Genomic DNA, 20,645 nt, shown 5'->3' on the forward strand with positions numbered 1-20,645 from the left:
GCCGGCCGCGGTCCCCGTCCCCGCGCTCACGCCCCGGCTCCTCGTCCGCGCAGCCGGCGGCCCCTCGTGTTCCCGGTCTTCTCCGACATCTTCGTCCCTCCGTCGCCCGCGTCGTGCCGTATCGTGGACACATCGTCAGAATAGCGTTTCGCTCAGGATAGAACTAGATTCTGGACCATGGCCACCCCTCGTCCCGCATCCATCCCTCGCGCCGGGAAGACTGACGACGTGGAATGGCAGGAGGTGCCCGGCTCCGTCCGGGCGGCGGTCGACAGGGCGCTGTCGCGGCACCAGCGCGACGCCCTCGGCGAGGTCGAGCAGATCCTGGACGCCGCGTTGCGGGTGGCCGAGCGGGTGTCCCCCGCCGAGCCCAAGGTCGCCGACATCGTCGCCGAGGCCGGGACTTCGAACCAGACGTTCTATCGCTACTTCGCCGGGAAGCCGGACCTGCTGCTCGCCGTCGTGGAGCGGGGCCTGGTGCGGGTCGGCACCTATCTCGAGCACCAGATGGCGAAGCACACCGATCCGGTCGAGCAGCTGGTCGCGTGGGTCGAGGGCCTGCTCACCCAGCTCGTCCGGCCCGAGGCCGCGAGGCAGGGCGCCGCCGTCATGCAGCAGATGACGACCAACGGGCGCATGCGCGAGCCGGCCGGGCTCACCCTCCTCGACCGGGTCGGCGCCCTGCTCGTGGCACCGCTCACCACCCTCGGCCGCCCCGAGCCCGCCCGCGACGCCCAGGTGTTGCAGGAGACCCTGATGGGGGTCCTGCAGCGGCACGTCGTGAACGGCACGACGCCGGACGCCGCCGAGCGGGCGCACCTGGTCGGCTTCTGCGTGCGGGCGGTCGGAGCCGACGGGCGTTGACCGGGGACCATCCGTCAAATTAGGTTCCGTCCTGTGGAGAACGTCGTTCCGAACAGGTCCCCCGCGGGTGTCGCCCGATGATCGCGGTGCGGTGCACCCGTCACGGCCCGCCTGAGGACCTGGTCCTTCAGGAGCTGCCGGACCCGGCGCCCGGACCGGACGACGTGGTCGTCATCGTGCACGCCGCGGCCGTCAACTTCACCGATCTGCTCTTCGTGGCGGACGGCTACCAGGTCAGCCTGCCGGCGCCGTTCACGCCCGGTAGCGAGTTCGCCGGCGTGGTCGCCGAGATGGGCGAGCGGGTCACCCGGGTCGCGGTGGGTGACCGGGTGGCGGGGCAGGGCATGGCGGGCGCGTTCGCCGAGCGGATCCTACGGCCGGCGGACTCGGTGACACCGCTGGCACCCGACGCCGACCTGGTCGCCGCCGCCGCGAGCGGCGTCACCTTCGCGACGGCCTACTCCGCGCTGCGGTCCGTCGCCGACGTGCGGCCGGGCGAGTGGGTGGCGGTCACCGGCGCCGCCGGCGGCGTGGGCTCGGCCGCCGTCGTGCTGGGCAAGAAGCTCGGTGCGCGGGTCCTGGCCGTCGTCTCGAGCCCGGCGAAGGCCGAGTTCTGCGCGGCGCTCGGCGCGGACGCCGTCCTGGACCTCTCCCGGACCGAGGACGTGCGGTCCCGCGTCCGCGAGCTGTGCGGCGGCCCGGACGTGGTGCTGGACCAGGTGGGCGGCGAGCTCGCGGAGGTGCTCCTGCGCGCGACGCGCCGCCGGGGCCGGTTCGTCACCGTCGGCTTCGCCTCGGGCGTCATCCCGCGGATCCCGCTCAACCTCGTGCTGCTCAAGGACGTCACGGTGAAGGGGTTCGAGATCCGCGGGTTCACCGAGCACGAGCCCGAGGCCGCCGCCCGGGACGCACTGGAGCTCGAGGCATTGCGCGACAAGGGCATCGGCGCTGCCGTCTCCGCACGGTTCCCGCTCGAGCGGGTGACCGAGGCGCTGCGGACGGTCGCGGACCGCACCGCCACCGGCAAGGTCGTCCTCACGACCGCGGCGGGGCGGGCGGGCGCGCCGTGACCGGCCTGTTCGACCTCGGCGGGCGGGTCGCCCTGGTCACCGGCGCCAGCCGCGGCATCGGCCGGGAGTCCGCGCTGCAGCTCGCGGCGCACGGGGCGGCGGTCGCGGTCAGCGGCAACGAGCCGGAGGGGTGCGAGACGGTCGCCGCGGAGATCCGCGCGGCCGGGGGCCGGGCCGTTGCGCTGCCGTGCGACGTGGAGGTCCCTGCCGAGATCGACGCCGTGGTCCCGGCCGCCGTCGCGGCCCTGGGCCGGCTCGACGTACTGGTGTCCAACGTCGGGCTGACCGCGCCGCCCGGCCCGCTCACCGAGGTCGACGACGAGACCTACGAGAGGATCATGACGGTCAACCTGCGCAGCGGGCTGCGGCTCGCCGCCCACGCCCTCCCCCACCTCGCCGACGGCGGCGCCGGCAGCGTGGTGCTCACCGCCAGCATCGCCGCGCTGCGCGGCAGCAGCATGGTCGGCCTCTACTCGATGACGAAGGCGGCGCTGGTGGCGATGGCCCGCAACCTGGCCGTGGAGTGGGGACCGCGCGGGGTCCGGGTGAACGCGGTCGCGCCGGGGCTGATCGCCACGGACATGACCCGGCCCGTCGTGTCGGATCCCGAGCGGGCGGGGCGCCGGATCGCCGGCACGCCGCTGCGCCGGGTCGGGACACCGGCTGACGTCGCGGGCGCGGTCGTCTACCTCGCCGCCCCCGCGAGCGCGTTCGTCACCGGGCACGTCCTGGTGGTCGACGGCGGGACGACGATCACGGACGGGACGTGAAGTTCACCGCCGAGTACCCGATCGAGCGCGGGGCCGGCTACTCCGCGGAGCTCGTGGAGCCGGGAACCGTGGGCGCGTTCGCGCGCACCGCCGAGGAGGCGGGGTTCGACGCCGTCTCGTTCAGCGAGCATCCGGCGCCCTCGCGGAAGTGGCACGAGGCCGGCGGGCACGACACGTTCGACCCGCTCGCCGCGCTCGCCTTCTGCGCCGCGGTGACCACCCGGATCCGGCTGATGACCCACCTGCTCGTCCTGCCCTACCACAACCCGCCCCAGCTGGCGAAGACGCTGGCGACGGTGGACGTGCTCTCCGGCGGGCGGCTGACACTGGGTGCCGGGACCGGCTACCTGCGGTCCGAGTTCGCCGCCGTCGGCGCCGACTTCGCGCGGCGCAACGCCCTGTTCGACGAGGCGGTCGCCGCGCTCCACGCCGCCTGGGGCGGGGAGCCGTACCACGTCGAGGGAGCCTCGTTCCTCGCCGTCGACCAGGTCCTCCGGCCGCGCCCGGTCCAGCAGCCCGGGCCGCCGCTCTGGCTCGGCGGCAACAGCCCGCTGACCAGGCGGCGGGTCGTCCGGTACGGCCACGGCTGGTCGCCGCTCCTCACCGCCGGCCGCGCCGCCGCCTCGCTCCGGACGTCGTCGATCGACTCGCTCGCCCAGCTCGCCGACGCCGTCGACGGGCTCCGCGCAGCCTTCAGGGCGGCGGGCCGCGACCCCGCGGTCCTGGACGTGCAGGTGGAGGCCCCCACAGCGGCCGACGCGGCGCTGGACGTCGACGCGCACCTGGACGAGCTGGACCGCTATGCGAAGGCGGGCGTCACGTCCGTCCTCGTCCACACATCTGCCGAGAGTGGCGCCGCCGCTCTCGACGCCCTGCGCCACTACGGGGCGCAGGTGATCGCAGCGCGCCGGTGACACCGGCGGCCCACGACCGAGGAGACAACAGATGAGCGAGTCGCTCACGGGCACCCGGGTGCTCGTCACCGGCGGAGCGAGCGGGATGGGTGCGGGCATCGTCCGTGCCTTCACCGCCGCGGGCGGATCGGTGGTGTCCTGCGACGTGCAGGAGGCGCCGGGCGTCGAGATCGCGGCCAAGGCCACCGCGGACGGCCCCGGGCACGCGGACTTCGTGCTCTGCGACGTCACGGACAAGTCCTCCGTGGACGCCGCGTTCGACCGCGCCGCCGGGCTCCTCGGCGGGCTCGACGTCCTGGTGCACGCCGCCGGAATCGCGCCCGGCACACCCGCAGAGAACATCCCGGTCGAGGAGTGGGAGCGGGTCCTCGCCGTCAACGCGACCGGGACGTTCCTCACCAACCAGGCCGCGTTCCGGCACCTGCACGAGCGCGGCGGCCGCATCCTCAACTTCGCGTCCGCCGCCGGTGTGCTGGGCCTGCGCAACAAGGCGCACTACGCCGCCAGCAAGGGCGCGGTCCTCGCATGGACCCGCACGGTCGCCCAGGAGTGGGGACGTACCGGGATCACCGTCAACGCCATCGCCCCGGCGATCTCGACACCGATGTACGCGAAGACCCGGGCGTCGATGGCGCCCGAGCAGCTCGCCGCCCACGACGCGCAGATCGCGGCGCAGATGCCGATCGACGGGCGGCTCGGCGACGTCGACCGGGACCTGGTACCGCTGATGGTCTTCCTGGCCGGCTCCGGGTCCCGTTTCATTACGGGCCAGGTGTTCGCGGTCGACGGCGGGATGCTGATGGTCCGCTGACGTACCTCGCCGGATGAACGGAACGGCACTCTCGCTCGGTAGGTATGAGCGAGAGTGCCGTTCGTGCATCCGCCGGGCGGGCCCGGGCCGAGGTCAGACCTGCTCGACCATGTCCGCCGTGCGGGAGCGACGCCGGCCCAGGACGAGCGCCGCGACGGCGATCAGCGCCCAGGCGGCGAACGTGCCGAGCGCGATCGCGTGGTAGCCGAGGGAGGCGAGCACCGCGGCGATCGTGAAGGGCGCGAGGACGTTCGTGAGCCGGCCCGTCGAGAACGCGAAGCTGCTGCCGCGCGCCCGCAGGTCCGTCGGGAACTCCTCGGCCATGTAGGCGTTGATCAGCGGCGAGGCACCCCCGGAGAAGAAGTAGATGGCGAAGCCGGAGACGATCAGCAGCGCCAGGTTCGTCACGAAGCCGAAGCACAGCGCGGCAACGGCCGCGATGAGGGTGAACGCCACCAGGCCCGCTCGGCGCGGCAGCCGGTCCGCGATGAAGATCGCGGCGATGGAGCCGGCGAGCGAGCCGAGCACGATCAGCGAGGTCAGCGACAGGGCCTCGGCCTGGGTGAACCCGCGGAGCACCAGGATCGTCGGGGTCCACGTGGTGGTGACCTGCTGGACGGCCGAGTAGCAGATCCACACGATCATCAGCATGACCGTGCTGCGGAGCAGCCTGCCCCGGAACAACGCCGAGGTGGGCAGGCGCCGGGCCTCCTTCGCGCTCGCGGCCGTGTCCGGCACCTCGGGCTCGGGCAGCGCGCCGGTCTTCGCCGCGGTCTCCTTCTCGATGTTCTCCAGCACGGCCGCGGCCTCCACCGCGCGGCCCCGGGCGATGAGCCACCGCGGCGACTCCGGGAGGCGCCGGCAGGCGGGGACCGCGAGCAGGCCGAGCAGGCCCACCGCGTAGACGATCCGCCAGCCGTGCTCACCCATCGGCACCACGGCGCGGGCGAGCACCGTGAGCAGGACCGACCCGACGGTGCCGATCGCGACGCCCACGGCCAGGGACAGGCCGCGGCGCCGGGCGGGGAACATCTCGCTCAGGTAGACGACGATCCCGATGTAGGTCGCGCCCAGACCGATCCCGGTCAGGAACCGCAGGACCACCAGCGTCGTGATGTTCGGGGAGAACGCCGCGAGGGCGGAGAAGACCGCCATCGCCGCCATCCCCCACGAGAGCGTGGAGCGCCGGCCGAACCGGTCGCCGACCTGCCCGGCGACCAGCGAGCCCACGAGGAGCCCGAGGTACATCGCCGAGACCGCGAACGCGATCCCGGTGAGATCGGTGCCGAGGTGCTCCCTCAGCGACGCCGCGACCAGGCCGGTCGCGGACTGGTCCCCGATCTCGAAGACGAACGTGACCACGGCCACGAGCAGGACCCTGCGGTGGAACGGGCCGGTCGGCAGCCGGTCCAGCCGGGCTCCCACCTGGCCGATCGTGATGGTCCGGGGACCGGACGACGATTCCAGAGATGACGACATCGGCATGCCCATCGGCTCGATCGGACGGAGGAGGGCCCGCCTGCGCAGCCGCCGCGGTTCCACTGCGGCAGCCGCCTCGGAGGCCCGGTTCGGACGTCCCCTGCGCGACTGCCGGAAGTCGGTTTCGCAAATCACGGAACGTTGTTCTGAAATTCGCAGGTGGCGCACCCCACTGTCAAGGACCGACGGTGGTTTCTGACACTCATGCCACCTCATCCGGCCAGATGTGAGGCGTACGGCGACGGGGTGGGGCGGCGATCTGACGCGGTCCGGCACCCTCGGCACGGGGCCTCCGGGCGGGGCCGACCGGCGGCGACCTCGTCAGACCCCGGCAGGCCGACGCCGTCGACGCGAGGCCCAGCGATCTTTCCGGGCCGACAGCCTGGTGATCTGCCGCACAACGTGGCTACAGTAGGTGAACGGAACGTCAGAAATGCAGTTCACACCGAGTGTTCGGAGGGCAAGGATGCCGCTGCAGGAGCACCACCAGATCGTGTCGGTGGACGACCACCTCGTGGAGCACCCGCGGGTGTGGCAGGAACGGGTCCCGCAGAAGTACCGCGAGGCCGCGCCACGGATCGTGGAGGTCGACGACAAGCACGTCTGGAACTACGACGGGAAGGCATTCCCGACCATCGGGCTCAACGCCGTCGCCGGCAAGGACCCGAAGGACTGGGGCATGGACCCGGTCCGCTACGAGGACATGATCCCCGGCTGCTACGACCCGGTTGCGCGGGTCAAGGACATGGACCTCGACGGCGTCCAGTCCGCGCTGTGCTTCCCGTCCTTCCCCGGGTTCGGCGGCGGCACCTTCTTCCGCGCGCAGGACAAGGAGCTCGCGCTCCTGTGCGTGCAGGCCTGGAACGACTTCTACATCGACGAGTGGTGCGCGACCGCGCCGGACCGCTTCATCCCGATGGGCATCCTGCCGGTCTGGGACATCGACCTCTCCGTCAAGGAGGCCGAACGGATCGCGGCCAAGGGTGCCCGCACGATCTCGTTCCCCGACAGCCCGGTCCCGCTCGGGCTTCCGTCCTTCCACACCCGGCACTGGGACCCGCTCTGGCAGGTCTGCACGGATACCGGGATGCCGGTGTCGCTGCACTTCGGTTCGGGCTCGTTCGTCCCCGGCTTCTCGTTCTCCGGCAAGGCCCCGGGCGTGGAGATGGCCGCCGAGAACGTGCCCTTCGCCGTCCCGATCGTGCTGTTCTCCTCGAACCTGATGTGGAGCACGGTCGACCTGCTGTTCTCCGGGGCGCTGCAGCGCTTCCCGAAACTGCAGTTCTCCCTCGCCGAGGGCGGCATCGGCTGGATCCCCTACATCCTGGAGCGCGCGGACTACACCTGGGAGCGGCACCGCTGGTACCAGGACATCGACCGCGAAACCCGGCCGAGCGACCTGTTCCGCAAGCACTTCTGGGGTTGCTTCATCGACGACGAGCACGGGCTGACGAACCGGCACAGCATCGGCATCGACCGGATCACCCTGGAGATCGACTACCCGCACTCGGACTCGAACTGGCCCAACAGCCGCAAGCGCGCGTCCGAGGTCCTCGCCGGGATCCCGGACGACGAGGTCGAGAAGATCGTCGAGACCAACGCCCGCCGGATGCTGAACTACCCGCGCCCCGCCTGACGCGGGACGCGAACGAGGAGCGGGGCCCGGACACCGGGCCCCGCTCCTGCGTGTTCACCAGGCGGTGTTCCGCCGGGCCTTGCCCGGGTAGCCGAAGAACCGTTCGAAGTTCTCGTCGTTGATGGGCTGCGCCGCGTTGCGGGACGCGCCGTCCTGCAGCGCCGCCAGCCGTCCCTTCGCGGCCGAGACCGCGTGGGCGTCCACCGGCGAAGCCTGCTCCATCTCCGCGATCCGGGAGCGCATCGCCCGGATCTCGATCTCGAGGCGGGCCCCCGCCTCGCCGAAGGTCAGCAGATCGTAGTCGTCCTCGTCGGGCCGTTCGACGACATCCTCGTCGCGTACGTCGGTCATGGGTCCATCTCCTCCGAAGCTCTGGTGAGCACGCGGGTCCAGCATATACAGTCGGGTGGACGTCGTGTCAGAAAGTTCATGGCGTCAGAAACCAGTTTTCAAGTTGTTCGGAGGGCAAGGATGCCGCTGCAGGAGCACCACCAGATCGTCTCGGTGGACGACCACCTGATCGAGCACCCCCGGGTGTGGCAGGACCGGGTCCCGCAGAAGTACCGCGAGGCCGCCCCCCGCATCGTGGAGGTCGACGGGAAGCACATCTGGCACTACGACGGGAAGCAGTTCCCGACCATCGGGCTCAACGCCGTCGCCGGCAAGGATCCCAAGGACTGGGGCATGGACCCGGTCCGGTACGAGGACATGATCCCCGGCTGCTACGACCCCGTCGCGCGGGTCAAGGACATGGACCTCGACGGCGTCCAGTCCGCGCTCTGCTTCCCGTCCTTCCCCGGGTTCGCGGGCGGGACGTTCTTCCGGGCCCAGGACAAGGAGCTCGCGCTCCTGTGCGTGCAGGCCTGGAACGACTTCTACATCGACGAGTGGTGCGGAACCGCGCCGGACCGCTTCGTCCCCATGGCGATCCTGCCGGTCTGGGACATCGAGGCCTCGGTGAAGGAGGCGGAGCGGGTCGCGGCCAAGGGAGCGCGGACGCTGTCGTTCCCGGACAGCCCGGTGCCGCTCGGGCTGCCGTCCTTCCACACCCGGCACTGGGACCCGCTCTGGCAGGTCTGCAGCGACACCGGCATGCCGGTATCCCTGCACTTCGGCTCGGGCTCGTTCGTGCCGGGGTTCTCCTTCTCGGGCAAGGCGCCCGGGCTCGACATGGTCACCGAGAACGTGCCGTTCGCCGTGGCCACGGTCCTGTTCTCCTCCAACCTGATGTGGAGCACCGTCGACCTGCTGTTCTCCCGGGCCCTGCAGCGCTTCCCGAAGCTGCAGTTCTCCCTCGCCGAGGGCGGCATCGGCTGGATCCCCTACATCCTGGAGCGCGCGGACTACACCTGGGACCGGCACCGCTGGTATCAGGACATCGACGCCGAGGTGAAGCCCAGCGACCTGTTCCGTGAGCACTTCTGGGGTTGCTTCATCGACGACGAGCACGGGCTCGAGAACCGGCACGCGATCGGGATCGACCGGATCACCCTGGAGATCGACTACCCGCACTCGGACTCGAACTGGCCCAACAGCCGCAAGCGTGCATCCGAGGTCCTCGCCGGGATCCCGGACGACGAGGTCGAGAAGATCGTCGAGACCAACGCCCGCCGGATGCTGAACTACCCGCGCTCGAGCTGACCCCCGTCGCAGGAGAGCCGGACACGATCGCCGATCGTGTCCGGCTCCTGCGCTTCCGGGTGGACGCCTGGCCCGACCGGAGCGGCTCAGGCCCGCGCGGTGCGGAGGGACCCCTCCTGGGCGACCGTGGCGACGAGGCGCCCCTGCGCGTCCCGAAGCCGCCCGTGGCACAGCGCCCGGCCGTCCCCGGCCCACTCGGACTCCATCTCGTCGTCGAGCCAGTCGTCGGCCCGCGCCGCGGCGTGGAACCAGACGGAATGGCCGAGGCTGACGGCGTGCACGCCCGGATCGCCCATCACCAGCCCGTGCGGCAGCATCGCCGTCGACAGCAGGAGCAGGTCGGAGGCGTAGGCGATCGCGCAGGCGTGCAGCAGCGGGTCGTCCGGGAGCGGGTCCGCGGCCCGGACCAGGATGCGCTGCCGAGGCGCCGGCCGTTCCCCGCGGATCACCGCGTCCCGCGGCGGCAGCGCCGGGAACCGGAGATCCAGCGGGATCACGGCGCGCAGCCCGGCGGCCCATCTCCGGGTGCTCGGCTCCGCCCCCGCGAGACCGGCCTCCGCCGCCGGCACGGCCTCGAACGCCCGCGGGACAGGGGAGGGCAGTTCGTGCGACGGACCCGGCCGGGGCTCGCCGAAGGACGCCATGAGCCGGAACAGGCTGCGGTCCCCCTGGACGGCGACGACGTGCCGCAGGGTCAGCGCGCCGCCGTCGTGCACGTCGTCCACCTCGTAGGTCAGCGGCAGCGCGGTGTCGCCGGGGCGGAGGAAGTGCGCGTGCAGCGAGTGCGGGCGACGCCCGGTGGGCACGGTGCGCCCCGCGGCCGCGAGGGCCTGGGCGACGAGCTGACCGCCGAAGACCCGCGGCGGCGACGGGACGGGCGAGTGCCCGCGGAAGGTCCGGCCGTCCTCCTGGTCGAGGGAGAGCACGTCAGCCAAGGTCGTTCCCATGTGCCTCTTCCTCCCGGCCGGATCTCGTCGGGACCGGTAGCCGTCACGGCTGGAACTCGGCCCCGTTCCAGTAGTCGCGGTTCGACGCGATCCGTCCTTCGCGCAGCGTGCCGACCGAGGCGCCGCGCACCCCCATCGGCTGCATGACCCACTCGACGGCGTAGGAGTCGTCCGAGGTCCGGCTCGCGACGACCTCGTAGCGGGCGTCCGGCACCCTCCGGTAGCAGATCTCGACGAACTTCCGGAACTGGTGCGCGCCGTGGGCGACGTGGCCCGCGGTGACGTCCTCGAAGACGACGTCGTCGGTCACGAAGGCCGCCACGGCGTCCGCGTCCGTCCCGTTCCAGGCGGTGAAGTACTTCTCGACCCAGTTGTCGGCCATCCGGCGCTCCGTTTCCTCGGTGGCAGGGGACGCCGCCGTCAGACGGACGCGGCCGCGGCCATGCCGGTGATCCACTCCTCGACGGGCTCGTAGACGAGCGCGCTCAGCGGCACCCCTCCCCCGGCGGCGCCGGCGGCCAGCCAGGTGCGGACCTCGTTCGCACCCGCCCCGGCCGCCGCGTGCGCGCCGTCGGTGAGCTCGGCGAGGCGCGTGCGGTCCCAGCGCGCGAGCGCGTCGAGGAAGGCCGCGTCCCATTCCGGCCGGATCTTCGTCCGGGCGGCCGCCGCACCCTCGGCGATGAGCCGGGCGCGGACCTCGGGATCGAGGTCCCAGGCGTCGATCTCCAGGCTGGGCGGCGAGTGCGACAGCCCGCCCGTTCCGATGACCAGGATCTTCTCCGGGCGCCCGTCGAGGAAATCGGCGACGGCGTCGCCGAGGGCGAGCACCCGGGAGGCCCGCGGCAGCGGGGCCGTCGCGCAGTTCACCGCCACCGGGATCACGGGCCGGCCGTCGAGGCTCCCGACCAGGTCACGCAGCGGCTGGGCGAAGGCGTGATCCAGCGCGACGTCCCGGCACACGGCGATGTCGATCCCGGAGTCGAGCAGGTGGTCGGCCAGGGCGCGCGCGGCCTCCGGCGGGACGTCGAGCGAACCCTCCTCGTGGCCACCCTCGGGCAGGATCCCGGCGGAGAGCGCGACCGCGAAACTCGGGACGACGTGGGTGAACGCCCGCCGGTGGTCCCCGCCGAAGAGCACCACGAGATCCGGGTCGAAGGCGTCGACGATCCCACGGGTCCGGGCGAGCCCCTCGCGGAACGATGCGCCCTGCACGCGCTCGACGTCGCGCTCCATACCCGGGCTGTGGCTGGCACAGACCACCAGGCGCCGCTGCGTCATCGCATGTCCTCCCTGACCCCCGGCGAACGAGGCGTGCCGCATGCCGGCAACGCATCGACTCTTGTGGACACGATGTCAGATCAGATCCGACACAGCAAGAATGCACTGTCAGAATACTGCTCCTGGCCGGGAGGCGTGGACTCCACCAGACGTCGAGGAACCGCCTCCGCGGCGGCCTGACACCGTAACCTCACAAAGGTTCATACGACACGTATCCCCAGCTCAGATGGACATCGTCGAGGCTTCCGTCGACACGACCGATGCGGGGATGTACCGTCCGCGCCATCGAGCCGTCTCCGAGACGGTTGGTGACACTGGTGTCGGAGGACGCAATGACGGCGACTGTTCCCCCGGGCGCGGCGACGGCGCAGGGCGAGGCACGGCTCCTGATCGACGGGCAGCTCGGCGAAGCGACCGCAGGCAGGCGGTACGACAACGTCAACCCGGCCACCGAGGACGTCCTCGGCCAGACAGCCGACGCCGGACCCGAGGACATGGACCGCGCGATCGCCGCGGCGCGGCGGGCCTTCGACGAGACCGAATGGTCGACGGATCGCGAACTGCGCAAGCGGTGCCTGGCGCAGCTGCAGGCGGCGCTCGAGGACGAGAAGGAAGCCCTGCGCGCGGAGCTCGTCGCCGAGGCCGGCGCCCCGTTGGCGGTGACCCACATCGCGCAGCTCGAGTGGCCGCTCGCGGACGGCCTGCGCGCCCCGATGGAGCTGATCGACACCTTCCCCTGGGAGCGCGAGCTCCCCGCCACCAACCTGTTCGGGCCCAGCCGCCGTGCGGTGTGGAAGGAGCCGGTGGGGGTCGTGGCCGCCATCGTGCCCTGGAACTTCCCGTTCGAGGTGACGATCAACAAGCTCGGGCCGGCGCTGGCGGCCGGGAACACCGTCGTCCTCAAGCCGGCCCCGGACACCCCGTGGAACGCCACCCGGATCGGGCGGATCGTCGCGGAGCGCACCGACATCCCGGCAGGTGTCGTGAACGTCGTCCCGACGTCGGACAACGCGGTCGCCGAGCTGCTGGTGACCGACCCGCGGGTGGACATGGTGTCGTTCACCGGTTCCACGGGCGTGGGCCGGCGAATCGTGGAGCTCTCGGCGCCGACGATGAAGCGGACGCTCCTGGAGCTGGGCGGCAAGTCCGCGATGATCGTGCTGGACGACGCGGACCTCGCGGCCGTCCTCCCGCAGGCCGGCATGGGTGCGTGCATGCACGCCGGGCAGGGATGCGCACTGACGACACGGGTCCTGCTGCCCCGCTCCCGCTACGAGCAGGGTGTGGAGATCCTCGCGGCGGTGTTTTCCCAGCTGCCCTACGGCGACCCGACGAACCCGCAGAACATCGCCGGCCCGCAGATCAACGCCCGCCAGCGCGACCGCGTGCTGGCCTACATCGAGAAGGGCCGTGAGGAGGGAGCACGGGTCGTCGTGGGCGGAGGCCGGCCCTCGCACCTGCCGAAGGGGTACTTCGTCGAGCCGACGCTGCTCGCCGACGTGGACAACGGCATGACGGTGGCCCGCGAGGAGATCTTCGGACCGGTCCTCGCCGTGCTCCCCTACGACGACGACGCCCACGCGGTCCGGATCGCCAACGACAGCCCGTACGGCCTCTCCGGGGCGGTCTTCTCGGCCTCGCTCGACCGCGGTCTCGCGACGGCCCGTCAGATCCGCACGGGAAGCATCAACGTCAACGGCGGCATGTTCTACGGCTCGGACGCCCCTTACGGCGGCTACAAGCAGAGCGGCCAGGGCCGCCAGGGCGGCATCGAGGGCTTCGAGCAGCACCTGCAGAGCAAGACCGTCGGCTACGCCGGCTGAGCACCTACCCATCGTCGAGAGGTTCGTCATGCCAGGTCGCCTGGAAGGCAAGGTCGCGTTCGTCACCGGCGCGGCGCGGGGTCAGGGCCGGAGCCACGCCGTGCGCCTGGCGCAGGAGGGCGCGGACATCGTCGCGGTCGACATCTGCGAACAGATCGAGTCCAACCCCTATCCGCTGGCCACGGACGCCGACCTCGCCGAGACCGCACTGCTGGTGGAGAAGCTCGATCGCCGCATCGTCACCCGCAAGGCCGACGTCCGGGAGCGCCACCAGCTGCAGGAGGCCGTGGAGGCCGGTATCGCGGAGCTGGGCCGGCTCGATGTCGTCGTGGCCAACGCCGGCATCCTGCCGATGGCCATGGGCGACCCGGACCCGATGGACTTCGTCGACGCCACCGACGTCGACCTCATCGGCGTGATGAACGCGGTGGCGGTGGCCGTGCCGCACCTGCCGAACTTCGGGTCGGTCGTGGTCACCGGATCGACCGCGGCGATGCTGCCCAACACGACCGACAACCCCGCGATGGGCCCCGGCAGCGCCGGTTACGGCTGGGCGAAGCGGATCCTGATGAGCTATGTCGAGCAGATGGCCCTGCACCTCGCGCCGAGGTTCATCCGCGTCAACGCCGTCCACCCGACCAACGTCAACACGCACCTGCTGCACAACGACGGCCTCTACGGCATGTTCCGGCCCGACCTCGAGAACCCGACCCGGGAGGACGTCGAGCCGGCGGTCACAACCTTCCAGGCCATGCCGATCCCCTACGTCGAGCCGGTCGACATCTCCAACCTCGTCCTGTTCCTGGCCTCCGACGAAGCCCGCTACGTCACCGGGCAGCAGATCCGCGTCGACGCCGGCTCCCTGCTGAAGTTCCCTCAGGGGCCCGGTAGCTGAGACCGTTCCTCCGGCCGCACGCCGCAGCCGGGCGAGCCGAGATGCACCCAGTCAGATTCGTCGAAGCAGAGCTGAGAGGCCCCTGATGACCGGTAGCACTTCCGCAGACGTCGGAATCCTCGTCCTCCGTGTGGTCGCCGGGATCACCATGGCCGCCCACGGGTACCAGAAGTTCTTCTCGGGCGGGCGGATCTCCGGCACCGGCCGCTGGTTCGACAGCATGGGCATGCGCCCGGGTCGGCTGCACGCTCTGGCGGCCGCCACGACCGAACTGCTTGCCGGCATCTTCTTGGCCGCGGGGCTGCTCACCGCGGTGGCGGGCGCCGCGTTCGTCGCGCTCATGCTGGTCGCCGGGTACACGGTTCATCGCGCCAACGGCTTCTTCAGCGTGCGGTCAGGATGGGAGTACAACCTCGTACTCGCCACGATCGGGGTCGCCGTCGCCGTGACCGGTCCCGGCCGGTACTCCCTGGATCATGTCCTCGGGCTCACCGGCCCGCTCTCGGGATCGACCGGCCTGCTCATCGCGGTGGCCGGCGGAGGGCTCGCCGGCGTGGGACAGCTCGTGATCTTCTTCCGTCCATCGACGGTCGTGAACAACGCCTGAGAGCGGGGCCTGCCCGACGCAGGCCTGGAGGGCTCGGCGCGTAGCCGTTCGGCAGCTGCTCCTGTCGTGCTCGCGGCCGGGCCGGCTGTGCGTTCCGGGGCTACTCGCCCCTCGACGCCACCACCGCGTGCGCCTGCGGACCGCCCCTCCTGAGCGATGCGGGCACCTCCGGATCACGCCGCTGAGCGGCATCGGCACCTCCGCGGCGTGGCACGCGAGATCCGCCGGCACCAAATTCATGTCTGGACCGCCGCCCGGGCGCCGGTGAGCCGGCCCGATCCCGCGCAAGCCACAGCATCACCACGCAGCTGGCCCTGGTCGACGAGCTGTTCGAGGCGACGGATCTAACGGCCAGCGCCGCCACGCATAAACGCTCACCGATCCACGACACGATCAGACAGCCACCTCCCAACGGCGGCTGTACCTTCGTCACCGACGAGATCGAGTCCGTACTCGAGCAGACTCGGACAGGGGTGATGTCTGCGTAGCGCTGATGTTCCTGGTCAACGCGTTCGATCTCGAGCTCGGCCGTGACGAGTCGGGCGCAGTGCGCTCGTAGTCGTAATCCGGACGGGGTCGGTGACGGATTCGGGAGGCAGCGGGCCGCAAAGCGCCGTTCCCTGAATCCCTCGACCTTGCAGGGTCCCTGGCGCCACGGAGCCGCGGTAACGATGACGAAATGTCATGCGTCAAGGAGTTGGCAGGGTTTGATCTTGATTTAGCTGGGGCTCAGTACATGTACGTTTAGGCCCCGGCTAGTGTCGTGAGTCGTTAAATCGTTGTCGGTTGTTAGGCTGCAGTATGGCGACTCGAGGCCCGAAGCCGGCGCGGATCGAGCTGACCGACGACGAGCGGGCCCAGCTGGAATCCTGGGCCCGGCGGCGGACCTCGACGGCCGGGCTGGCAGCGCGAAGCAAGATCGTGCTGGCCGCGGCCGAGGGCCTGTCGAACACCGAGATCGCAGCTCGGCTGGAGGTGTCACGGCCGACCGTGACGACCTGGCGATCGCGCTTTGCTGAGCACCGCCTGGACGGGTTGGTCGACGAGCCGCGGCCGGGGCGGCCGCGCACGGTCACCGACGAGCAGGTCGAACGGCTGATCACCGAGACCCTGGAGTCCGCACCGAAAGACGCGACGCACTGGTCGACCCGCTCGATGGCCGCGCACCTGGGGATGTCGCAGTCCACGGTCTCACGGGTGTGGCGGGCCTTCGGGCTGGCCCCACACAAGGTCGACACATGGAAGCTGTCCAAGGACCCGCTGTTCGTGGACAAGGTCCGCGACGTCGTCGGGCTCTACCTCGACCCGCCCGAACGCGCACTGGTGCTGTGCGTGGACGAGAAGACCCAGATCCAGGCCCTCGACCGCACCCAGCCCGTCTTCCCCATGCTGCCCGGCACACCCGCGCGGGCCAGTCACGACTACGTCGCAACGGCACCTCCAGCCTCTACGCCGCGCTCGACATCACCACCGGCAAGGTCATCGGGTCGCTGCACGCCCGACATCGGGCGGTCGAGTTCGGCAAGTTCCTGCGCAAACTCGACCGCGAAGTGCCCGCCGAGCTCGACGTGCACCTGGTGCTCGATAACGCCTCCACCCACAAGACCCCGGCCATCCGCCGCTGGCTGGCCGCGCATCCGCGCTTCGTCCTGCACTTCACCCCGACCAGCTCCTCCTGGCTCAACCTCGTCGAACGCTGGTTCGCCGAGCTCACCACCAAGAAGCTGCAACGCTCGACGCATCGCTCGGTCCGAGCGCTGAACGCCGACGTCCGGGCTCGGATCGACACTTGGAACGACGACCCCAAGCCCTACATGTGGGTCAAGACCGCTGACGAGATCCTTGACAAAGTCGCCCACTACTGCCGACGAATTAACGACTCAGGACACTAGTGAGATTTTCATCGTACGGGTATCTGCAACACCGCGGGTCAAGGTGATGGCGGTCCGGGCGCCCCGGTGTCGGGTGTACGTAGGGGGTTCCCTTCCGTACGCAGCATCCGCTTGGCGTGGTGGTCAACCGGCCCTCGGTGTGGCCTGACCGATGATTTTCCGCGCCCTGCTGGTCTGTACGCTGAATACCGACTCACGGGAGGCTGACGCCATGCGGAAGCTGACCTTTGGCATGAACCTGACCCTGGACGGCTACATCGCCGCGCCCGGCGACGACCTCGGCTGGAGCGTGCCGAGCGACGAGTTGTTCCAGTGGTGGTCCGACCGGGTAGGGGCGACCGGCCTGGCGCTGTATGGGCGCAAACTGTGGGAGACGATGAGTTCCCACTGGCCGACCGCCGACCAGCAGCCCGGCGCCACACCGGCGGAGATCGAGTTCGCCCGCCGCTGGCAGGATATGCCGAAGGTGGTGTTCTCCTCCACGATCAGCACGGTCGACCGGAACACCCGCCTGGTCACCGGCGACGCGGTCACCGAGATCACCCGGCTCAAGGCCGAGGATGGCGGCCCCATTGACATCGGCGGCGCCACACTCGCCGCAGCGGCGATGCGGGCCGGGCTGATCGACGAGTACGTGCTGGCCACCGCACCGGTCATGGTGGGCAGCGGCACGCCGTTCTTCACGGCCCTGGACAACTGGGCGAACCTGACCCTGGTGGAGACCCGGACGTTTCCCGACGGCGTGGTCCTGACCAGGTACGAGACCAGGCACTGAGTGCCCGACGTCGGATCGGCGCGGGCTTCGGGCCGCCCAAGGATCTCGTGGCGCCGTGTTCCGAGGCGATTGTGATCCCCCCGCCGGATAACAGGACGTGTATGTAAGGGATCCCCCCAACGGGACGGTCGGACCGGTGGTTACTGGGTCCCCGTGCCGGTGACGTACGCTTGCCCGGCGTCCTGTCGTCGAGGGCCTGGTGGGCCGCAGGGTGTTGTAGGTGCGGCGGAATAGGCCGAGTTCGACAGCGAGGGCGTTGCCATCGCCGATGATCGCGCGGTAGAGGTGCACGTATTTCAGGGTGCCGAAGAACCGTTCGACCACGCCATTGGTCTGTGGGCTCCGGATTCTGGTGCGGACGTGACGAAGCAGCGGGTCGTCGCCGGTGAACGCCTCGGCGAAGGTGCCGCGCGGAAGCAGGGGCCGTTGTCGGTGACCACTGCGATAGGTGCGGGAACCTGGCCGATGACGAAGTCCTCGGCGTCGACCACGTCCATCTCCCCACGGTCAGCGCGGAGGTCGTCGAGGTCGAGGACCCGTTCTGCCTCGTCGACGGCGCGAAGTAGGCAGGTGAGCGCGTCGGCGCCGCGAGACGTCGGGGTGACGGTAGCCGCGAGGCAGTACTTGGTGGCGTAGTCGATGACCGCGCAGATCCGCCAGATCCCACCGCGGGCGGTCTCGAACTCGGAGAAGTCCATCTGCCAAACCCGGTTCCGCTCCCGTGGCGGGTCGCGGAACACGCGCTTACGCAGCCGCGACCAGGACCTGCGGTCGGCGCGGAACCCGGACGGTAGCAGCAGCCCGCGACGACGTAGCGCCCGCTCCACGGTCGAGGTGGACACCTGGTGCCCGTCAACGCGCATCATCGCGGCGATCTTGCGGTGCCCCCACGCCGGCCAGTCCGCCGCGTACTTCGCTGCGACAGCTTCGACCTGGTCGACCTTCGGAGACGGCCACAGCCCCTTGACAGGATCGCCGGCGCGATGCCGGGCGAGCCGCCGCCAGTAGGTCCGTTCCGGGATCTCGGCCAGTGCTGCGAACCTCGACACCGACACGCGATGTGTCGCTCTTAGGGACTCGAGGTCGGCGAAGGGACGGAGTCGATGTACTCGGAGCCCTTCTGCCAGATCCGCAACTGCACCGTCGCCTCCGCCAACGCCAGCTTCAGCTCCTTGCACTCACTGCGGAGCCGCCGCTCCGTCTGCGACAGGCCACCGTCCGGGCCCGGCAGCGACCGGTCCATGCCCGCCTTGCCCGCGTCGACGAACCGGTCCCGCCAGTTCCCCACCGTCACCGACGAGACACCGTGCCGACGTGCCGCCTCCGCCAGCGACAACTCACCCTTCAACACCGCCAACACGACCTGGATCTGCTCGTCCACAGCCACCTGCCGGGACGGTTTCTGCGATCTGCTCACCCAGACACCCTTCGTGACCGGTCAACTTCGGACCCTGCCACAAAGTCTGACGCACCTCAGAAACCAAGCATCGAACCCTAGTTCGGGTCCTGGTGCGTCTTTCACCGCCGCTCCCGCCTTCGGCATCGCTGTGCGGTGCCGTGCGCGGTTGTGCAACGCGGCAGAGAACGGTCTCGAACACCGCGTCTCAGCAGTGTAGGAAGCGGTTCCCCAGCTGCCGAGGAGCCCGATGCCCCGCCACGATTACCGGCCGACTGGACCGTTCTCAGACTGAGTCGCCGTTGTTCATGACGGGCGCGAACGCCGCCTGCGTCCGACTCACCGCCACGCTCGCCTTCCTCACCACTGTCGCGATCGGCGTTGCCGCCGCGATCGCATCGGCCACCGCTCTACGCGCGATATTGCCTCCTCGTACACGCCTCCGTGACTATGTTGGGGCTCAGGCCCACCAGACAGGACGCAACAGCCCGGATGGGAGGAGCAGCCACGCTGTACCGGGCTCTTGTGGGACTGGTCCGGTGCGGTATCGCGTCGCGGAGCTCGTTCGCCTACCCGTCATCGCCTCATCGGACCTGCTCACTGGCGCGCGGCGCCCCCGGGGAGCACCTCGCCCGGACGGTGGGCGGAGGAGGAGGAGGGAATGGCCGCGACCGGTGGCCACTAGATGCTGGTACGACGGGCTCGCTTTGCCACCGGCCTGATGGGCGGTGGACGCATCAGCGCAACGACGAGTGCCCGATCACCACGGCTGACACCAATGTCGATGACTCCAACGGTCAGCGAGGGCGACGAGGCCGCTGGAAACATTTCACCAGGATTCTGAAGCGACCGGCGGCGGATCCCGACTGACGATCGAACGGAGCAGGTCGTTCACCGCCCTATGCAGATTGTTCAGCCTTGGACTTGAGCCCCTTCAGCATGTCCTTGACGCCCTTCAGGGTCAGCTGGTCGATCATGAACTCCGGGAGCGCCCATTTGATGTTCATGTCCATGGCGATGAACACCTCGGTGTTCCCGCCGTCGCAGGGTACGAGCGTGAAGCTGGCATCGTTCTTCGTCATCATGTCGCCTTCGACCAGGCGGTACTCGAACTTCCCCGGCTCCGGGTAGTCGTAGCGGACCGAGTAGCTGCCATTCTGCCCCATGGCCGAGATCGACACCCTGGTCTGCTTCGGGCGCCCCTGGTCGTCGCTCTCCAGGACCTCGACCTTCTGGACCTCCTTCTGCCAACTCGGGTGGGACTCGACGTCGAGGAGGATGCCGAGGATCTTCTCGGACGGAGCGGACACGACGGCGGACTTGCTGATGACACCCATGGTTCCTCCGGTTCAGCGGTTCGATGGCGACGGACTGTTCAGGCGATGCTCATGCCGGCGTCGACGGGGAGCGTGACGCCGGTGACGTACCGGCCCGAGTCCCCGACGAGATAGAGCACGGCCTCGCTGATGTCGATCGGCTCGACCATCAGCGCCGGCAGCGCGTTTTGCATGGCGTTGGCCAGGTTCGGCCTGGATTCGAAGACCTCGAACAGACCCGGGTTGTCGAGGATCATCGGCGTCGCCACCCCCGTGGGCGCGACTGCATTCACCCGCACCTCCTCGGGTGCGAGGAATTGCGCGTAGGCCCTGACGAGACCGGTCACGGCGATCTTGGCGGCAGTGTAGGCGTCCGACCCGGCGCTGCCGTCGGTCAGTGCCCGCAGACCGGCCATCGAACTGGTGACGACGATCGCTCCGCCCATCCCCCGCTCGACCAGGTGCGGATAGGAGACCTGGATGGTGTTCCAGACGCCGGTCAGCATGACCGCTATCCCGACGTCCCACGCG

General features: G+C 70.3%; 20 protein-coding genes and 2 pseudogenes. 12 read left to right on the top strand and 10 right to left on the bottom strand.

Going from position 1 to position 20,645, the window contains the following annotated elements:
• Positions 1-228: 228 nt before the first annotated feature.
• From JWP64_RS03175 to JWP64_RS03195, 5 genes are all read left to right on the top strand, one after another.
• Positions 229-864 carry a TetR/AcrR family transcriptional regulator gene (locus JWP64_RS03175; protein ID WP_297492051.1) on the top strand — a complete coding sequence of 212 codons (636 nt, stop codon included), beginning with the start codon at positions 229-231 and terminating at the stop codon, positions 862-864.
• Positions 865-941: 77 nt separating this feature from the next.
• Complete coding sequence (locus JWP64_RS03180; RefSeq protein ID WP_297492053.1) at positions 942-1,934, top strand: NADPH:quinone oxidoreductase family protein; 993 nt, start codon at positions 942-944, stop codon at positions 1,932-1,934.
• On the top strand, positions 1,931-2,704 hold the full coding sequence (locus JWP64_RS03185) for an SDR family NAD(P)-dependent oxidoreductase (protein ID WP_297492055.1): 774 nt from the start codon (positions 1,931-1,933) through the stop codon (positions 2,702-2,704). The genes JWP64_RS03180 and JWP64_RS03185 overlap by 4 nt, the downstream gene beginning before the upstream one ends.
• Entirely contained in the window at positions 2,701-3,618 is a 918-nt protein-coding gene (locus tag JWP64_RS03190) for an LLM class F420-dependent oxidoreductase (protein ID WP_297492057.1), read from the top strand. Before JWP64_RS03185 ends, JWP64_RS03190 begins: the two co-directional genes overlap by 4 nt.
• Positions 3,619-3,649: 31 nt before the next feature.
• Complete coding sequence (locus tag JWP64_RS03195; RefSeq protein ID WP_297492059.1) at positions 3,650-4,429, top strand: SDR family NAD(P)-dependent oxidoreductase; 780 nt, start codon at positions 3,650-3,652, stop codon at positions 4,427-4,429.
• Between the two features lie 93 nt (positions 4,430-4,522).
• Here the strand turns inward: JWP64_RS03195 and JWP64_RS03200 are convergent, their stop codons facing one another.
• On the bottom strand, positions 4,523-5,854 hold the full coding sequence (locus tag JWP64_RS03200; protein ID WP_297492061.1) for an MFS transporter: 1,332 nt from the start codon (positions 5,852-5,854) through the stop codon (positions 4,523-4,525).
• A 520-nt stretch (positions 5,855-6,374) separates the two neighbouring features.
• Here JWP64_RS03200 and JWP64_RS03205 point away from each other — a divergent pair.
• On the top strand, positions 6,375-7,544 hold the full coding sequence (locus JWP64_RS03205) for an amidohydrolase family protein (RefSeq protein ID WP_297492063.1): 1,170 nt from the start codon (positions 6,375-6,377) through the stop codon (positions 7,542-7,544).
• 54 nt (positions 7,545-7,598) lie between these two features.
• On the opposite strand, the gene JWP64_RS03210 is transcribed toward JWP64_RS03205, so the two are convergent.
• Positions 7,599-7,895, bottom strand: a complete 297-nt coding sequence (locus tag JWP64_RS03210) for a hypothetical protein (protein ID WP_297492064.1) — start codon at positions 7,893-7,895, stop codon at positions 7,599-7,601.
• A gap of 120 nt (positions 7,896-8,015) precedes the next feature.
• Between JWP64_RS03210 and JWP64_RS03215 the strand changes: the two genes are divergently transcribed.
• On the top strand, positions 8,016-9,185 hold the full coding sequence (locus JWP64_RS03215; protein WP_297492066.1) for an amidohydrolase family protein: 1,170 nt from the start codon (positions 8,016-8,018) through the stop codon (positions 9,183-9,185).
• A gap of 86 nt (positions 9,186-9,271) precedes the next feature.
• Here the strand turns inward: JWP64_RS03215 and JWP64_RS03220 are convergent, their stop codons facing one another.
• Genes JWP64_RS03220 through JWP64_RS03230 form a run of 3 tightly spaced genes read right to left on the bottom strand, consistent with a single transcriptional unit; the run spans position 9,272 to position 11,410 of the window.
• A complete protein-coding gene (locus JWP64_RS03220) occupies positions 9,272-10,132 on the bottom strand; it encodes an acyl-CoA thioesterase domain-containing protein (protein ID WP_297492069.1) in 861 nt (286 codons plus the stop codon).
• A 43-nt stretch (positions 10,133-10,175) separates the two neighbouring features.
• Positions 10,176-10,514 (bottom strand): nuclear transport factor 2 family protein, encoded by a 339-nt coding sequence (locus JWP64_RS03225; RefSeq protein ID WP_297492071.1) that lies wholly within the window; start codon positions 10,512-10,514, stop codon positions 10,176-10,178.
• A gap of 38 nt (positions 10,515-10,552) precedes the next feature.
• Entirely contained in the window at positions 10,553-11,410 is an 858-nt protein-coding gene (locus JWP64_RS03230) for a 3-carboxyethylcatechol 2,3-dioxygenase (protein WP_297492073.1), read from the bottom strand.
• Between the two features lie 332 nt (positions 11,411-11,742).
• Here JWP64_RS03230 and JWP64_RS03235 point away from each other — a divergent pair, with 332 nt between their 5' ends.
• The 5 genes and pseudogenes from JWP64_RS03235 to JWP64_RS03255 all read left to right on the top strand — a co-directional run bounded on the left by JWP64_RS03235 (position 11,743) and on the right by JWP64_RS03255 (position 17,402).
• Complete coding sequence (locus JWP64_RS03235) at positions 11,743-13,233, top strand: aldehyde dehydrogenase family protein (protein ID WP_297492075.1); 1,491 nt, start codon at positions 11,743-11,745, stop codon at positions 13,231-13,233.
• Between the two features lie 28 nt (positions 13,234-13,261).
• Positions 13,262-14,128, top strand: coding sequence for a mycofactocin-coupled SDR family oxidoreductase (locus JWP64_RS03240; protein WP_297492077.1), 867 nt, complete (start codon positions 13,262-13,264; stop codon positions 14,126-14,128).
• Between the two features lie 85 nt (positions 14,129-14,213).
• Complete coding sequence (locus tag JWP64_RS03245; protein ID WP_297492079.1) at positions 14,214-14,735, top strand: DoxX family protein; 522 nt, start codon at positions 14,214-14,216, stop codon at positions 14,733-14,735.
• Positions 14,736-15,536: 801 nt separating this feature from the next.
• Positions 15,537-16,627, top strand: a pseudogene (locus JWP64_RS03250) (IS630 family transposase).
• 211 nt (positions 16,628-16,838) lie between these two features.
• Positions 16,839-17,402, top strand: a complete 564-nt coding sequence (locus tag JWP64_RS03255) for a dihydrofolate reductase family protein (protein WP_297492081.1) — start codon at positions 16,839-16,841, stop codon at positions 17,400-17,402.
• Between the two features lie 261 nt (positions 17,403-17,663).
• Here JWP64_RS03255 and JWP64_RS31355 read toward each other — a convergent pair.
• The 5 genes and pseudogenes from JWP64_RS31355 to JWP64_RS03275 all read right to left on the bottom strand — a co-directional run.
• Positions 17,664-17,726 (bottom strand): annotated as a pseudogene (locus JWP64_RS31355) (hypothetical protein); the annotation flags it as partial.
• Complete coding sequence (locus tag JWP64_RS03260) at positions 17,699-18,451, bottom strand: hypothetical protein (protein ID WP_297492083.1); 753 nt, start codon at positions 18,449-18,451, stop codon at positions 17,699-17,701. The pseudogene JWP64_RS31355 and the gene JWP64_RS03260, both read right to left, overlap by 28 nt.
• Positions 18,452-18,471: 20 nt before the next feature.
• Positions 18,472-18,819 (bottom strand): helix-turn-helix domain-containing protein, encoded by a 348-nt coding sequence (locus JWP64_RS03265; protein ID WP_297492085.1) that lies wholly within the window; start codon positions 18,817-18,819, stop codon positions 18,472-18,474.
• Between the two features lie 878 nt (positions 18,820-19,697).
• Positions 19,698-20,135 carry an SRPBCC family protein gene (locus tag JWP64_RS03270; RefSeq protein ID WP_297492087.1) on the bottom strand — a complete coding sequence of 146 codons (438 nt, stop codon included), beginning with the start codon at positions 20,133-20,135 and terminating at the stop codon, positions 19,698-19,700.
• Between the two features lie 38 nt (positions 20,136-20,173).
• Positions 20,174-20,645, bottom strand: a 472-nt coding sequence (locus tag JWP64_RS03275; protein WP_297492089.1) for an SDR family oxidoreductase, incomplete at its 5' end; no start/stop codon positions are given.

Source organism: Pseudonocardia sp. (assembly GCF_025465255.1).
Classification (GTDB): domain Bacteria; phylum Actinomycetota; class Actinomycetes; order Mycobacteriales; family Pseudonocardiaceae; genus Pseudonocardia.

Coding starts and splice junctions, on each gene's coding strand:
- JWP64_RS03180 (WP_297492053.1), top strand. CDS start 942: ATGATCGCGGTGCGGTGCACCCGTCACGGCCCGCCTGAGGACCTGGTC.
- JWP64_RS03195 (WP_297492059.1), top strand. CDS start 3,650: ATGAGCGAGTCGCTCACGGGCACCCGGGTGCTCGTCACCGGCGGAGCG.
- JWP64_RS03205 (WP_297492063.1), top strand. CDS start 6,375: ATGCCGCTGCAGGAGCACCACCAGATCGTGTCGGTGGACGACCACCTC.
- JWP64_RS03210 (WP_297492064.1), bottom strand. CDS start 7,895: ATGACCGACGTACGCGACGAGGATGTCGTCGAACGGCCCGACGAGGAC.
- JWP64_RS03215 (WP_297492066.1), top strand. CDS start 8,016: ATGCCGCTGCAGGAGCACCACCAGATCGTCTCGGTGGACGACCACCTG.
- JWP64_RS03220 (WP_297492069.1), bottom strand. CDS start 10,132: ATGGGAACGACCTTGGCTGACGTGCTCTCCCTCGACCAGGAGGACGGC.
- JWP64_RS03225 (WP_297492071.1), bottom strand. CDS start 10,514: ATGGCCGACAACTGGGTCGAGAAGTACTTCACCGCCTGGAACGGGACG.
- JWP64_RS03230 (WP_297492073.1), bottom strand. CDS start 11,410: ATGACGCAGCGGCGCCTGGTGGTCTGTGCCAGCCACAGCCCGGGTATG.
- JWP64_RS03235 (WP_297492075.1), top strand. CDS start 11,743: ATGACGGCGACTGTTCCCCCGGGCGCGGCGACGGCGCAGGGCGAGGCA.
- JWP64_RS03240 (WP_297492077.1), top strand. CDS start 13,262: ATGCCAGGTCGCCTGGAAGGCAAGGTCGCGTTCGTCACCGGCGCGGCG.
- JWP64_RS03245 (WP_297492079.1), top strand. CDS start 14,214: ATGACCGGTAGCACTTCCGCAGACGTCGGAATCCTCGTCCTCCGTGTG.
- JWP64_RS03255 (WP_297492081.1), top strand. CDS start 16,839: ATGCGGAAGCTGACCTTTGGCATGAACCTGACCCTGGACGGCTACATC.
- JWP64_RS03270 (WP_297492087.1), bottom strand. CDS start 20,135: ATGGGTGTCATCAGCAAGTCCGCCGTCGTGTCCGCTCCGTCCGAGAAG.